Consider the following 13,129-nt stretch of genomic DNA (forward strand, 5'->3'; position numbering starts at 1 on the left):
CCATTTCAGCGCCGAAGCGACCATGTCGTCGATCAGGCGGTGTTCGTACCAGATCTTGGCTTCCTTGAACTTCTCGGCGAATTCGGCGTCGAAGACCTGCTGGAAGATATCCTTGAAGCGGCCGTCATAGACCTTGAGGATGGTGTTCTTGGTCGAGAGATAGACCGGGACCTTGCGCTGCAGGCCGTAATTGAACGACGCGCGGGCGAATTCGGTGATCGAATCGTCGAGGTTGTACATGCCCATGGCCACGCCGGCCGACGGCGCGTCGAACACGTCGTATTCGATTTCCTTGCCGTCTTCGCCGACGAACTTCATCGTCAGCTTGCCCTTGCCGGGGAACTTGAAGTCGGTGGCGCGGTACTGGTCGCCGAAGGCATGGCGGCCGACGATGATCGGCTTGGTCCAGCCGGGAACGAGACGCGGGACGTTCTTGGCGATGATCGGCTCGCGGAAGATGACGCCGCCGAGGATGTTGCGGATCGTGCCGTTCGGCGACTTCCACATCTTCTTCAGCTTGAATTCCTCGACGCGGGCCTCGTCAGCCGTGATTGTCGCGCATTTCACCCCAACGCCGTGGCGGCGGATCGCATGGGCTGCGTCGATGGTGACCTGGTCATTCGTCGCGTCGCGATTCTCGATGCTGAGATCGTAATATTCGAGATCCACGTCCAGATAGGGATGGATCAGCTTGTCCTTGATGAACTGCCAGATGATACGCGTCATCTCGTCCCCGTCGAGCTCCACGACGGGATTGGCAACCTTGATTTTCGTCATACGTCTACTCCCCAGACGGCATTATGCCGACTTTCCTTTGAACCGATATCAGCGGACGTCCCGCATATGTCCCTCTACGCTGCGCAAGTGGCGGCGCATGGCGTCAGCCGCAGCACTTCCGTCCCGGTTGGCGATCGCGTCGACGATGCGGGCGTGCTCCTCGAACGAGTGGTGGTCCGGCGGCGGGCGGACGGGCGTGTCGCGCAGCCGCCCCCACGTGACGGCACGACGCACCGCGTTCAGCGTGTCGAGCAAGCCGAGCAGCAGCGAATTCTGCGAGGCTTCGCCGATCAGCCGGTGCAGGCGATTGTCCCATTGCTCGTAGAGCCGCCACGTCGGCGCCTGCTGCGCCTTGAGCATGGCGCTCCGCAGTTCCGCAATCTGGCTCGGCGTCGCGTTGAGCGCCGCACACCGCGCAACCTCCGGCTCGAAGGCAATGCGCGCTCCCATGACCTCCAGCGGATTTGTCCGGTGCACCATGGCATTAATGTCGGCCACCGTGTCGATCGGCCGCTCACCGGTGAACGTCCCCTTCCCCACATGCCGCCACACCACACCCTCCGCCTGCAAGGTAGCCAGCGCCTTGCGCAGCGCACTGCGGCCGACGTCCAGTGACTCGGCAAGATCGCGCTCCGGCGGCAATCGCCCCCCGTCAGGGAGTTGCGCCGTCGCGAGGAAGTCCCGGAGGCGGGAAAGCACGGCCGCATCGGTGTTTTCAATCATTGCTCTACCCGAACCAATTCTGCATTGGTTCGCTTATATGGGATCAATTGGGCAGTGTCAACGCTTTGAAAGGCGTTTAGCAGAGTGTATATCTTTTCGAAGAATAACAGTTATTTAATCGGGATAGCATTGGAGTTCTTGCCTCAATTGCGGCGGTGCAGCACGTTTAGTTGGTTGACACAATATCGGATTAATGGAGAATTGGTTAAATATTGGGTGGAGGAAAACCCAGTTTGGGAGGAAAACAATGAACATGTTTGCCAGACGAATGAGGGCGTCGGCCGTTGCGGCCGCGCTCTGCCTTTCTGCCATGGTGCCCGGTGTGGCGTTTGCCGATCCCATGCGGATCGCTTTTGGCGATATCGCGACGGTGGAATCGCTTCATCTCCTGGCCGCGATCGAGCGCGCCAAGGAAAAAGGCGTCGAGATCGACGTAACTTATCTCAAGAGCGAAGACATCGCCGCCCAGGCGGTCGTCAGCGGCCAGGCCGATATCGGCATCGGTGGCCCCTACGCCCTGCTTCAGAAGGTGAAGGCGCCGATCCGCATCTTCCTGCAGCTCTCGAAGCTCCAGTTCTACCCCGTCGTCAACACGGAGTTCTACAAGGAGTGGGGGGACCTCGACGGACAGGAAGTAGCCGTGCATTCGCGTGGCTCCGGCACTGAGGCGATCATGCGCCTGATGGCCGACAAGAACGGCATCGCCTATTCCAACATCTCCTACGTTCCCGGCGCGGAAGTGCGCACCGGTGCGCTTCTGCAGGGCAATGTCAAGGCGACGATCGTCGACAGTTCCGGCAAGCGCGTGCTGGAGAAGGAGGCGCCCGGCAAGTTCGCGTTCCTGCCACTCGGCGAGGTAAGCGCGACGGACGAGGCCCTCTTTGCCAATACGGACTATCTTTCGAAGAACGAGAAGGACGTGGAAATTCTCGTCGAAGCGATCCTCACCACCTGGCGCGAGGTCGCGGCGGACCCGAAGGCGGCGATCGCGCTCCGCGACAAGTACAAGCTCCTGCCGGATGCGACGCCGGACATGATCGCCGACATCGAACCCTACTTCACCGAGGCTGCCGCGGCGCTGCCGCTCAACGGTGGCGGTGAGGATGCGGCAAAGGACGACTTCGAGTTCTATACCGTCTCGGGCGCGCTGGAAGGCAAGGCAACGGATCTCAAGGTCGAGGACTTCTGGGACCTCGACGCGCTCAACGCTGTTCTCGCAAAAATCGGAACCAAGTGATGCACATGGCCGCTACACCGCAAAAGGTCGGCGCGACGGGAGGGGCCACGGATGGCTCCTCCACCCTCGCCGACATGATCGCCGACTTCGCCACACGCCGGAAATCCTTATGGGTGCTGGTGTCGCTCGCGACCCTCTTCACAGCCTGGGAAATCGCCGGTCGCGTACCGATCAGCTTCGCCTTCCCCACCTTCCTCGAAACCGTCTCCGCCCTTCTCGAGATGGCGTTCGACGGCACGCTGCTGCCCGCCTATGCCATCACGTTCCAGCCGCTCGTCATCGGCGTTGCCGTCTCCGCCGTGCTGGGCATCGGCCTTGGCATCGTGATGGGGCTTTCGGACAAGGCGGAATGGCTTCTGGCGCCGGTCTTCATCGTGCTCCAGGCAGCCCCCATGGCGGCATTGGTGCCGCTTGTCACCTTCATCTACGGCATCGGCCTGGTTGCCAAGACGCTCGCCGTCATCATGCTGGCCCTGCCGGTCATCGTGCTCAATTCCTACAAGGCGGTCCGGCACGTGAATCCGTCGCTCGTTGATATGTGCCGCTCCTTCCAGGGCAGCCGGCTGCAGCAGATCTTCAAGATCATCATTCCGGATGCGACGCCCGTTCTCTTTGCGGGGCTTCGTCTCGGCATCGCCGCCGGTTTCATCGGCGTCATGCTGGCCGAACTGCTGATCACGCCGACCGGCATCGGCGATCTCATCACCTATCACCGTTCGATTGCCAACTACGCGCACATGTACGCGGCTGTCGCCTCCATCATCGCCGTTTCGACGCTGACGCTCGCCGGCCTGCAATATGTCGAGGTGCGCTTCCTGCGGCCCGAAAAGAGGAGAAAGTGACATGGCCACATCCATAAGTGCCCGCGTGGCCAATCCTGCCGCAACCACTACATCCGATGCCATCGTCGAGGTGCGTGACATCGGCAAGCGCTACGGCGACATCGAGGCGCTGCGCGGCATCAACCTCGAATTCGAGCGTGGCAAGCTGACGACGCTGCTCGGCCCCTCCGGCTGCGGCAAGACAACGCTGCTGAAGATCATCGCGGGCCTTGTGCCTGCCACGTCCGGCGATATCCGGGTCAATGGCAAGGTGGTGACCGGCCCTGGACCTGAACGCGCGTTCGTCTTCCAGGATTTTGCCCTGATGCCCTGGGCCACCGTGCTGCGCAATGTGGCTTTCGGCCTCGAACTGAAGGGTATCGGCCTGGCGGAACGCAACCGAACGGCCCGACACTACATCGCCGAGGTCGGATTGTCCGGCTTCGAGGAGAAATACCCACACGAGCTTTCCGGCGGCATGCGCCAGCGCGTCGGCATCGCCCGCGCCTTCGCGGTCAATGCGGATGTGCTGCTTCTCGACGAACCCTTTTCGGCGGTGGACGAGCAGAACCGACGCAAGTTCCAGGAAGACCTGCTGATGCTGGTGGAGAAGGAGCGCAAGACCTTTCTCTTCGTCACCCACTCCATCGAGGAGGCCGTCTATGTCTCCGATCGCATCGTGCTGCTCTCCCCGCGCCCCGGCCGGGTCTCTCAGATCATCGAACCTTCGATCGACCGCTCCGCCGCTCCGGATGTCATCCGCCGCGACAAGGGCTATCTCGACGTGGTGGAGGAGATCTGGCAGGGCCTGCGGCAATATGCGGAGTGAGGCGCCATGAAACTCTTCGGCATTAAAATCCCCATGATGACGGCCCTCCTTGTCTGGGCGCTCGTCTGGGAAATCGTCGGCAGGATGGACGTTATCTTTCTCGTTCCGCCGATGAGCGCGATCATCTCTGCCGGCTTCGACCTTGTCGCTACGAATTCCTGGCAGAGCGCGACCCTCGTTACGCTGCGTTCGTTCCTTACGGGCATGGCCATGGCAATCGGGATCGGCGTGCCGCTCGGCATCGCCATGGGCCGGTTCAAGATCGTCGACAACATCTTCGGCCTCTGGGTGAACATGTTCGTCAGCGCACCGCTATCAGCCCTTGTTCCGGTGCTGATGATCCTGTTCGGTCTCGGCGAAACAACTGTCGTGGTCACCGTCTTCCTCTTCGCCGTCTGGATCATCGTGCTCGACGCCCGCGCCGGCGTCATGCAGGTCCCGACATCGCTGATCGAGATGGGCCGAAGCTACGGCGCGTCGCGGCTGACGATCTTCACAAAGATCATCCTCTTCTCCGCCTTGCCGGAGATTCTGGCAGGCATCCGCATTGGCCTGATCCGCGGTGTCAAAGGGGTCGTGATCGGGCAGATCCTCGTCTCGATCATCGGATATGGCGAACTCTTCGAGCTCTATTCCCGCTCCTTCGACATGGAACGGTTCTGGGCTCTGACAATCCTCCTCTTCGCGGCAGCCATGCTACTGTCCGCGGCCGTGGAACATTTTGAAAAACGCATCGAATATTACGCAGGAGCGCGATAATGAACGACATGACCTCCATCAACCAGACAACCTATGTCATCGAACCGGCCGCCATCCCCACCCTTGCCGTGGCCGGTACCAAGGCGCTCTTTCCGGTGCACCGCATCTATTGCGTCGGGCGCAACTTCGCCGATCATGCCATCGAAATGGGCCATGACCCAAACAAGGAGCCGCCCTTCTTCTTCCAGAAGAATCCCGACACGATCGTTCCGGCGGGTACTGATTTCCCCTATCCGGGCGAGTCCAACGACGTCCATCACGAAGTCGAGCTCGTCGTGGCGCTCAAGGACGGCGGCGACAATATTCCACTCGATAAGGCGCTCGACTGCGTCTACGGTTATGCCGTCGGCCTCGACATGACGCGACGCGACCTGCAGGCAGAGGCAAAGAAGGCCGGCAGGCCGTGGGAAACCGGAAAGGCTTTCGAGGCGTCCGCCCCGTGCGGCCCGCTGCATCCGGTCTCGGAAGTCGGCCATCCGACCGAAGGCGCGATCTGGGCAAAAGTCAACGGCACAGTCCGCCAAACAGGTGATCTCAACCAGATGATCTGGAAGGTGCCGGAAATGATCTCTTACCTCTCGCGCCTCTTCACGCTGAAGCCGGGTGACCTGATCTTCGCGGGTACGCCCGCCGGCGTCGGCGCGATCGTCAGGGGCGACGAGATGGTCGCCCATGTGGACGGCGTCGACGAGGTGACCTTCAAGGTTGTCTGACCCCAATGGTGGCGCGCTTCGGCGCGCCGCCTCCCCGACCGCATCCTTTACCAATATAAGACGATGCCAGCCTCGCTGCGGTACAAGGCTCTGTTGCAATCTCTACCCTACTTGATGGTCGAAAGCTTGGCAGAAAATCGGAAGCCTAGGGAGTGAACCGCGTGGACGGGAAGCTCCATGTCCAGCGCCCTCGCCTTTTGCCGTAACCGGCGGAGCACAGCATCAACGCGACGGCTTTCACTGTCGATGTCACGGTAGCCGAGCGCCAATGTCAGCTCGTCGCGCGAGACCGTTTCCTCTAAATGGGGAACTTCGCAGTCCATCCATCGTTTGGCTCAGCGCGACGCTCTTGTTGCGACCCAACAGTACCGATGGAGAAATTGATGACCTTAGCAGGCAAGAAGATCGCGATTCTGATCGCACCCCGAGGCACCGAAGAGCCGGAGTTCAAGCAGCCGAAGGACGCCGTCGAAGCGGCCGGGGCCGAGGTGATTGTCCTTGGGCTGGAAGCGGGCGAAGCAAAGACAAACAACAATGACCTTGATCCCGGCGGAAGCTACCAAGTCGACAAGGCCGTGAAGGACGTTTCCGCGGACGATTTCGATGGTCTCGTCATCCCCGGCGGCTCCGTTGGCGCCGATAAGTTGCGTGCCGATGCGACGACAGTGTCTTTCGTTCGTTCCTTTTTCGAACAGGCAAAGCCGGTCGGTGTGATCTGCCATGGCCCCTGGCTTCTCGTCGAAGCGGACGTTCTGAAAGGACGCACAGTCACCTCCTATCCGACCGTGAAAACGGACATCATCAATGCCGGCGGCAACTGGGTCGATAAAGAAGTGGTCGTTGACAAAGGATTGGTCACGAGCCGCAATCCAAAGGACCTGCCGGCTTTCTGCGCCAAGATCGTCGAAGAATTCGAGGAAGGGAAACATCCGCAGCAAGCCCGCAGCGCCTGATCGCGCTCAGGCTGAAGGCCGCACCCCTCCGTCGCCTTCCGGCGACGGCCTCTCTCGCGGCCGCAAACGGAAGCTGGATCCTTCTCTTGCCAGAGCGGGTTGGGGCGGAAAAGACGAAGTACATTCTCTGTGCTACCGAGATGCCAGCCCCGGCTTCGGACGTCTCATCCGGCTCTAAACCGTATCACGAAGCGGCCGGGTGCTTTACCCGCTTCCAGCGCGACGAGGGCGTCGGTGGCACGGGATAGGTCAATCTCCTCAATCGGATTGAGAAGCGGCTGTTTGGCGTGCATGGCGACGACCTCGCGCATCTCCTGTCGTGTGCCGACACTGGTCCCGGTGATCGTAACGCCGGTTGCGGTCAGCCATTCCTGCACGAGCGGGACGGGATCGGAAACCAGTGCCGCCGCAACGATGCGGCCCCTCGGCCGGATCGACGCGACGATCGCCGACCAGGTCGCGGTTGTCGGCGCGAAATTGATTGCCGCGTGGAAGCCCGGATTTTCCGCCAGGCGTTGTTTGAGCCCCTCCCCTGCGACTTCCGTTTCGGCCGCACCATAACGCCGGGCATGATCCAGCTTCGCCGGATCGCGATCGACGGCCACGACGTGAACGCCCATGCGGGCTGCGATCTGCACCGCGTAGAGGCCAAGTCCGCCACAGCCGAACACGGCCAATCGTTCACCGGCCGTCACACCCGCCCTGCGAATGGCACCGTAGGCGGTGACACCGGCACACATGACCGGCGCCGTCGCCAAGGGATCGACATCAGACGGTAGCCGAACGGCGAAGGCAGCATCGACGGCGACATATTCGGCAAAGCCGCCGGGCACGTTCAATCCATGTGCCCGCTGGTGCTGGCAGAAGGCCTCGTAACCATCGCTACATTCATCGCATCGCAGACAGGTGTCGTGCAGCCAGGGAACCCCGATCGTTTCGCCGACCGCCCAGCCCTGCACACCTTCGCCAATCGCCGCGACGACACCGACACCCTCGTGACCGAGGATAAACGGCTCCGGCGCGTGAGGCGGCCGTACGTCGCCTTTCCAGATATGGACATCCGAATGGCAGATGCCGCATGCCTGCAATCGGACAAGCAGCTGGCCGCGTCCCGCTAAGGGCCGCGGTACAAGTTTGACCTGCAACGGCTTCCCATGTCCCGCCAACACGGCGGCACGCATCGACGTCGTCGCCATTGTCGTCACTGGATATCGAGCTCCGCCTTGACCGCGGCCAAGCCCGGCTTGCCGTCTAACGTCTGCACATCCTTGAGCCAGGCATCGAGCTTCTGCGGGTTGGCCTTCAGCATCTTGATCGCGGCGTCGCGCGCTTCCAGTCCGTCTGTCATGATCATGTTCATGCCGGCGTTCTCGTAATCGATGTCGAAGACGAGGTTGCTGAAAAGCTTCGTCACGTTGGGGCACTGTTCGGGATAGCCCTTTCGGACGATCGTGCGCACCGTCGCACCGCCGAAATCGGGTCCGAATTCCGCGTCACCACCTGCCAGGTAGGCCATGTCCATGGTGACATTCATCGGATGCGGCTGCCAGCCGAGGAAGACGATCCACGCGTTCGTTTCGACGGCGCGCTGCACTTGCGTCAGCATTGCCGCTTCGCTGGACTCAACGATCTCCCAAGTGCCATCCAGTCCGTGGGCCTTCTTTTCGACCATGTCGAGCAGCGGTTTGTTGGATCCGGGTTCGATGCCGTAAATCTTGTGATCAAGCCGGTCTGCAAACCGCTGCAAATCATCGAACGACTTTAAGCCTGCGTCGTGGACATATCTGGGCACTGCCAGCGTGTATTTCGCTCCCGTCAGGTTTGTCGCGACGGGGATGACCGAGCCATCGTCGAAATAGGGCTTGTAGTCGATGTCCTGCACCGGCCTCCAGTTGCCTAAGAACACATCGATATCGCCGCTCCGCAGGGAATCAAACGTGATATTGAGAGCGAGAAGCGTCTGGCTGGGCTCATAGCCTAAGGCGCCCAGAATGAGTTCGGCGGTGGTGTTGGTCAAGGCGATGTCCGTCCAGCCAAGGTCTGAGAGACGCACCGCCTTGCATGCCTCGGCCTCATCGGCAAACGCCATATGGGCCTGCATTGGACACGCCACGCCCGCGGCGATGATCATCGCGAAAACTTTCCTGTTCATCAGCGTTCCCCTTTTGGTTTTCCACGAGGATAGGAACGGATATTTTTAAGGCAAGCAAAATTTTGTTAAAGCGTACAAAAAATTGATCTGCTACGGAAAATCCATGCAGCAGAAGCCGAAGAGACCACGTACCCGCATCGAGGACATCAGACGCGTCGAGTTGATCGACGCGGCGCACCGCATCTTCCTCAAGGAAGGATTGCGCGGCTTGACGAGCACGAAAATCTGTTCGGAAGCAGGTCTCTCCCAAGGCATCCTCACCTACTACTTCAAGGACAAGGAAGAGGTCCTCTTTGAGATGGTGCGGATGAACAACCGCATCCTGGCCAACGAAATCGTCCTGAACCTTCGTCGTGCGCATTCAGGCTGGGAGAGGCTGATGGCGCTCATCGATGGAAACTTCCCGGCGCAACGCTTCGACAAGCAGGCGGCGAGCGCCTGGGTTTCGCTTTATGCCGAAGCCTCGCACAATGAACGTTACGCCCGCCTGCTACGCCCCTATTATCGTCGTCTCAGGTCGAATGTGTCCAGCATCCTGAGGCCCTATCTTGAACAGGACAAGATCGATCACTTCAACCTTGGCTTTGCTGCGATGATCGACGGGCTGTGGCTGCGTCGGGGGCATGCGGACATTGATCTGTCCTTGGCGCAGGCGAAGTCTGTTCTGATCGACTATGTCGAGAAGGCGCTGCCCCATGAGGTCATTCGACTGCTCTCTGAGCCGAATTGAAACGGCGCGGATCGCACGACCGGAGGGCGATTACGGGGATGCGCAGTCGACGAACTACCGAAGCAGGCCGTCGAGGTCGAAGTCCTCCCAGCCTCGAAGGGGTGGACCGGGACCGTCGGCGCTCTTGTCCACCGTCTTCGACCGCTTGTTCTTCTTGGACAGCCGCGTCAGCTTCGCCTGATGGGCCGCCTGCAGTCTTTTCTCTGCTTTCGCCTCGGCATCCTCGACCCGCCACTCATCGACCGCGCCACGATTGAGGAGTTCATCCACGACCTTCGGCTCAAAAACGTGGAAGGTAATCTGCCGGGCTCGCCCGGCCAGCCTGACGGTTCTCGTCCCCGCGCTACGAAGACGGCCGTCCGCGAGCCAGCGATGCCGCTCGCTGGTCTTCATGCCAAGGATGTCTTCAATCTCACGCGGGATGACGGGCAGAAGCGGAGCATCATCCAGCGCCTTGGACACGACCAGGACCGCAGCGTTGAAAACAGCCTTTTCTTCGGCTCGCATTGCCAGAATAAGATCGCTTCCGTCGAGCATGACCGCTTTTTTGGAGATGGCCGGCAGCCGCGCCTGAATCTCCTGTAGGATACCTTTCGCGCGAACGGATGACCCCATCGTCACCGCGACCGGCAAAGTCCATGTTCTGATCAACTCGACGGTGTTCTTCTCGTGTTTTGGCATGCCAAATACATGGTGCGCGCGATATCCAGGGTCAATGGACACAAGCCGGCACTCCATATAAGATGGATTCAGGAATGGCTTCCTTAATCTTCGCTGAAAGCACCTTCTGCCAAAGTGCATGCTGCCGCGCGTCGGTTAACCTCACTGCGGGGCGATCGAGGAAAGCGCGCTCACACACTGCTTAAGAGCAGGCTCGTCTCGCTGTTGGCGACACCATCGATCATGCGGACCTCACGCAGAACGCGGTCGAAATCCGAGAGGCTTGCGGCACGGATGTTAGCGATGAGGTCCCAATTGCCATTTGTCGTGTGCAGGGAATACACTTCGGGCAAGCCCCGCATCTTGCGGATGACTTGAGTGGTTGATTTCCCTACCACCTCGATCATCATGACGGCGTGCACAGTCTGCTCGTCATAGTCCTCGCGGACGCGGACGGTGAAGCCGAGCAGCGTTCCCGTTTCCATCAAGCGATCGAGGCGGTTCTGGACCGTGCCGCGCGCGACGCTCAGCGCGTCTGCAAGCTTTGCAAGAGACGCGCGCCCGTCAGCGCGCAAATGCGCGATGAGACGCCGATCGAGATCGTCGGGGATGTATTTTGCGATGTTCACGTGACGATTGCCCTTTTTAACAATTCCCGTGGTAATTTTGCACAAAGCTTTACGTAAATTGACACTATTCTGCAATTTTCGCCAGCAGGTTTGACAGCTATCCTGATGTTCGATCACAAGTGAGAGGGTAGCCCATGTCCGCACCGCAACCATCCGCCAAGGCATTCGTGCCCTTTGTCAGCGTCGACACCATGATGCGACTTGTCCACCATATCGGCATCGAGACGATGCTCGTCGAACTCGCCGGTGCCATTGAAGCGGACTTTCGGCGCTGGGACGTTTTCGACAAAACGCCCCGGATCGCCTCGCATTCCAATGACGGTGTCATCGAGTTGATGCCGACATCGGATGGCGAGATCTATGCGTTCAAGTATGTGAACGGACACCCCAAGAACATGGCGCAGGGCCTCCAGACGGTCACGGCCTTTGGGCTGCTCGCACAGGTCTCCACCGGTTATCCGCTCCTGCTGACCGAAATGACACTCCTGACGGCGCTTCGCACCGCTGCGACGTCTGCCATGGCGGCACGTCACCTGGCGCCGAAGGGCGTGACGACCATGGCAATGATTGGCAACGGCGCTCAAGCCGAATTCCAGGCACTTGCGATGAAGGCCCTGCTCGGCATCAAGACCGTTCGTCTGTATGACATTGATCCGCAGGCCACCGAGAAAACATGCCGCAATCTGACGGGAAGCGGGTTGGAGCTTATTACCTGCAACACCGCGCAGGCCGCAATTGAAGGCGCGGGCATCATCACCACCTGTACCGCTGACAAGCAGTACGCCACGATCCTGACCGATAACATGGTCGGCGCGGGGGTACATATCAACGCGATCGGCGGTGACTGCCCGGGCAAGACGGAGTTGCATAAAGATATCCTTCTGCGAGCCGACACCTTCGTGGAATATTCGCCGCAGACACGCATCGAAGGCGAGATACAGCAGATGGCCGAGGACTATCCGGTGACCGAGCTATGGCAGGTTGTCTCCGGCGCGACGGCGGGCCGGCGTGATCAGAACCAGATCACACTCTTCGACAGCGTCGGCTTCGCCATCGAGGACTTCTCCGCACTGCGCTACGTCCACCAGAAACTCAGCGGCACCGGCTTATCGCAGGATCTCGACATCATCGCCGATCCGGACGATCCGCGGGACCTCTTCGGCATGCTCCAGCGCGCGAAGTGAGCTCCAGCATGCGCCATTCCATCCAAGCCCCCGCAGCCGTCGTCATGGTTCGCCCCCACCATTTCACCGTCAACACCGAAACGGCGGCAGACAACAGCTTCCAGACTATCTCCGATCACGGTGAGGATCTGGCCTTGAGAGCTTATGCCGAGATCACCGCCGCTGCGGCGACCCTGGAAAGCCATGGGGTCAAGGTCCATCTCTTCGAGGACGAAGGTACGTCAACTCCGGATTCCGTCTTTCCGAACAATTGGTTTTCCACCCATGCGGGCGGTCATGTCGCGATCTATCCGATGAAGGCTGAAAGCCGGCGTCGGGAGCGGCGATCCGATATTATCGAGATGCTGAAAACGGAATACCGGGTTCAGGATGTCATAGATTATTCCGGACTCGAGCCGGACGCCCTGTTCCTCGAGGGCACCGGCGCCATGGTGCTCGATCACATCGACCGCGTCGCCTATGCCGTTCGCTCGGACCGAACCAATCCGATCGCGCTGGAGCGGTTCTCGACCCACTTCAACTTCGAGCCCATGGCCTTCGAGGCCTGCGACAGCAAGGGTATGCCGATCTATCATACCAATGTGCTGATGTGCATCGGCACGGATTTCGCTGTCATCGGAACCGGGATGATCAGCGATAGACGACGCCGCGAAGAGGTTGTGGGGCGCCTCACACGCTTCGGTCGCCGGATCATTGATTTGAGCGAAGAGCAGATCGGTCGCTTCGCGGGCAATGCGCTGGAGTTACAGGGAACCGAAGGCCGCATCCTCGCCCTTTCCTCGACGGCACTCGATGCGCTCGACGCTGGCCAGCGCGCGGCCATCGAGGAAAGTGCTCGTCTTGTCGCGCTCGATATCCCGACTATCGAGCGGGCGGGCGGCTCTGTTCGCTGCACGTTGGCGGGCATCCATCTGACGCCGCGGCACTGATCGCAAGAACAAAAAGGCCCGCCTCTCGCGGGC

Annotated in this window: 15 protein-coding genes; 9 read left to right on the plus strand and 6 right to left on the minus strand. The window is 60.3% G+C overall.

Annotated elements, in window-relative coordinates:
• Positions 1-777 (minus strand): NADP-dependent isocitrate dehydrogenase (locus tag B5M41_RS24235; RefSeq protein WP_230640331.1); only part of this gene is annotated, 777 nt, incomplete at its 3' end.
• A 48-nt stretch (positions 778-825) separates the two neighbouring features.
• Positions 826-1,500 (minus strand): FadR/GntR family transcriptional regulator, encoded by a 675-nt coding sequence (locus B5M41_RS24240; RefSeq protein WP_134651534.1) that lies wholly within the window; start codon positions 1,498-1,500, stop codon positions 826-828.
• Between the two features lie 247 nt (positions 1,501-1,747).
• Between B5M41_RS24240 and B5M41_RS24245 the strand changes: the two genes are divergently transcribed.
• The 6 genes from B5M41_RS24245 (at position 1,748) to B5M41_RS24270 (ending at position 6,812) form a co-directional block, all read left to right on the plus strand.
• Positions 1,748-2,737: an ABC transporter substrate-binding protein gene (locus B5M41_RS24245; RefSeq protein WP_134651537.1), complete on the plus strand. Its 990-nt coding sequence runs from the start codon at positions 1,748-1,750 to the stop codon at positions 2,735-2,737.
• The gene (locus B5M41_RS24250) at positions 2,737-3,579 is read left to right on the plus strand and encodes an ABC transporter permease (protein ID WP_134651539.1); all 843 of its coding nucleotides are present in this window, start codon (positions 2,737-2,739) and stop codon (positions 3,577-3,579) included. Before B5M41_RS24245 ends, B5M41_RS24250 begins: the two co-directional genes overlap by 1 nt.
• Before the next feature lies 1 nt (position 3,580).
• A complete protein-coding gene (locus B5M41_RS24255; RefSeq protein WP_134651541.1) occupies positions 3,581-4,387 on the plus strand; it encodes an ABC transporter ATP-binding protein in 807 nt (268 codons plus the stop codon).
• Positions 4,388-4,393: 6 nt separating this feature from the next.
• Positions 4,394-5,146: an ABC transporter permease gene (locus B5M41_RS24260; RefSeq protein ID WP_134651543.1), complete on the plus strand. Its 753-nt coding sequence runs from the start codon at positions 4,394-4,396 to the stop codon at positions 5,144-5,146.
• Positions 5,146-5,859, plus strand: coding sequence for a fumarylacetoacetate hydrolase family protein (locus tag B5M41_RS24265; protein ID WP_134651545.1), 714 nt, complete (start codon positions 5,146-5,148; stop codon positions 5,857-5,859). The genes B5M41_RS24260 and B5M41_RS24265 overlap by 1 nt, the downstream gene beginning before the upstream one ends.
• A 383-nt stretch (positions 5,860-6,242) precedes the next feature.
• A complete protein-coding gene (locus B5M41_RS24270) occupies positions 6,243-6,812 on the plus strand; it encodes a type 1 glutamine amidotransferase domain-containing protein (protein ID WP_134651549.1) in 570 nt (189 codons plus the stop codon).
• Positions 6,813-6,976: 164 nt separating this feature from the next.
• Here the strand turns inward: B5M41_RS24270 and B5M41_RS24275 are convergent, their stop codons facing one another.
• On the minus strand, positions 6,977-8,008 hold the full coding sequence (locus B5M41_RS24275) for an alcohol dehydrogenase catalytic domain-containing protein (protein ID WP_134651551.1): 1,032 nt from the start codon (positions 8,006-8,008) through the stop codon (positions 6,977-6,979).
• Between the two features lie 5 nt (positions 8,009-8,013).
• Positions 8,014-8,964, minus strand: a complete 951-nt coding sequence (gene choX, locus B5M41_RS24280; protein WP_329959105.1) for a choline ABC transporter substrate-binding protein — start codon at positions 8,962-8,964, stop codon at positions 8,014-8,016.
• Positions 8,965-9,067: 103 nt separating this feature from the next.
• Between choX and betI the strand changes: the two genes are divergently transcribed.
• Positions 9,068-9,694, plus strand: a complete 627-nt coding sequence (betI, locus tag B5M41_RS24285; protein WP_134651553.1) for a transcriptional regulator BetI — start codon at positions 9,068-9,070, stop codon at positions 9,692-9,694.
• Between the two features lie 54 nt (positions 9,695-9,748).
• Here the strand turns inward: betI and B5M41_RS24290 are convergent, their stop codons facing one another.
• Entirely contained in the window at positions 9,749-10,375 is a 627-nt protein-coding gene (locus tag B5M41_RS24290; RefSeq protein ID WP_134651611.1) for a hypothetical protein, read from the minus strand.
• Positions 10,376-10,545: 170 nt separating this feature from the next.
• Positions 10,546-10,983: an Lrp/AsnC family transcriptional regulator gene (locus tag B5M41_RS24295; protein WP_134651613.1), complete on the minus strand. Its 438-nt coding sequence runs from the start codon at positions 10,981-10,983 to the stop codon at positions 10,546-10,548.
• Between the two features lie 134 nt (positions 10,984-11,117).
• Here B5M41_RS24295 and B5M41_RS24300 point away from each other — a divergent pair, with 134 nt between their 5' ends.
• Positions 11,118-12,167, plus strand: coding sequence for an ornithine cyclodeaminase (locus tag B5M41_RS24300; RefSeq protein WP_134651555.1), 1,050 nt, complete (start codon positions 11,118-11,120; stop codon positions 12,165-12,167).
• Between the two features lie 8 nt (positions 12,168-12,175).
• Positions 12,176-13,096 (plus strand): citrulline utilization hydrolase CtlX, encoded by a 921-nt coding sequence (ctlX, locus tag B5M41_RS24305; protein ID WP_134651556.1) that lies wholly within the window; start codon positions 12,176-12,178, stop codon positions 13,094-13,096.
• The last annotated feature ends 33 nt before the right edge of the window (positions 13,097-13,129 follow it).

Origin of the sequence: Shinella sumterensis (assembly GCF_004514425.2) — a bacterium.
GTDB classification, from domain to species: Bacteria; Pseudomonadota; Alphaproteobacteria; order Rhizobiales; family Rhizobiaceae; genus Shinella; species Shinella sumterensis.

Bases quoted from the DNA above. Each gene is read 5' to 3' on its own strand.
- B5M41_RS24240 (WP_134651534.1), bottom strand. From the start codon at position 1,500: ATGATTGAAAACACCGATGCGGCCGTGCTTTCCCGCCTCCGGGACTTC.
- B5M41_RS24245 (WP_134651537.1), top strand. From the start codon at position 1,748: ATGAACATGTTTGCCAGACGAATGAGGGCGTCGGCCGTTGCGGCCGCG.
- B5M41_RS24250 (WP_134651539.1), top strand. From the start codon at position 2,737: ATGCACATGGCCGCTACACCGCAAAAGGTCGGCGCGACGGGAGGGGCC.
- B5M41_RS24255 (WP_134651541.1), top strand. From the start codon at position 3,581: ATGGCCACATCCATAAGTGCCCGCGTGGCCAATCCTGCCGCAACCACT.
- B5M41_RS24260 (WP_134651543.1), top strand. From the start codon at position 4,394: ATGAAACTCTTCGGCATTAAAATCCCCATGATGACGGCCCTCCTTGTC.
- B5M41_RS24265 (WP_134651545.1), top strand. From the start codon at position 5,146: ATGAACGACATGACCTCCATCAACCAGACAACCTATGTCATCGAACCG.
- B5M41_RS24270 (WP_134651549.1), top strand. From the start codon at position 6,243: ATGACCTTAGCAGGCAAGAAGATCGCGATTCTGATCGCACCCCGAGGC.
- B5M41_RS24275 (WP_134651551.1), bottom strand. From the start codon at position 8,008: ATGGCGACGACGTCGATGCGTGCCGCCGTGTTGGCGGGACATGGGAAG.
- choX (WP_329959105.1), bottom strand. From the start codon at position 8,964: ATGAACAGGAAAGTTTTCGCGATGATCATCGCCGCGGGCGTGGCGTGT.
- betI (WP_134651553.1), top strand. From the start codon at position 9,068: ATGCAGCAGAAGCCGAAGAGACCACGTACCCGCATCGAGGACATCAGA.
- B5M41_RS24290 (WP_134651611.1), bottom strand. From the start codon at position 10,375: ATGCCAAAACACGAGAAGAACACCGTCGAGTTGATCAGAACATGGACT.
- B5M41_RS24300 (WP_134651555.1), top strand. From the start codon at position 11,118: ATGTCCGCACCGCAACCATCCGCCAAGGCATTCGTGCCCTTTGTCAGC.
- ctlX (WP_134651556.1), top strand. From the start codon at position 12,176: ATGCGCCATTCCATCCAAGCCCCCGCAGCCGTCGTCATGGTTCGCCCC.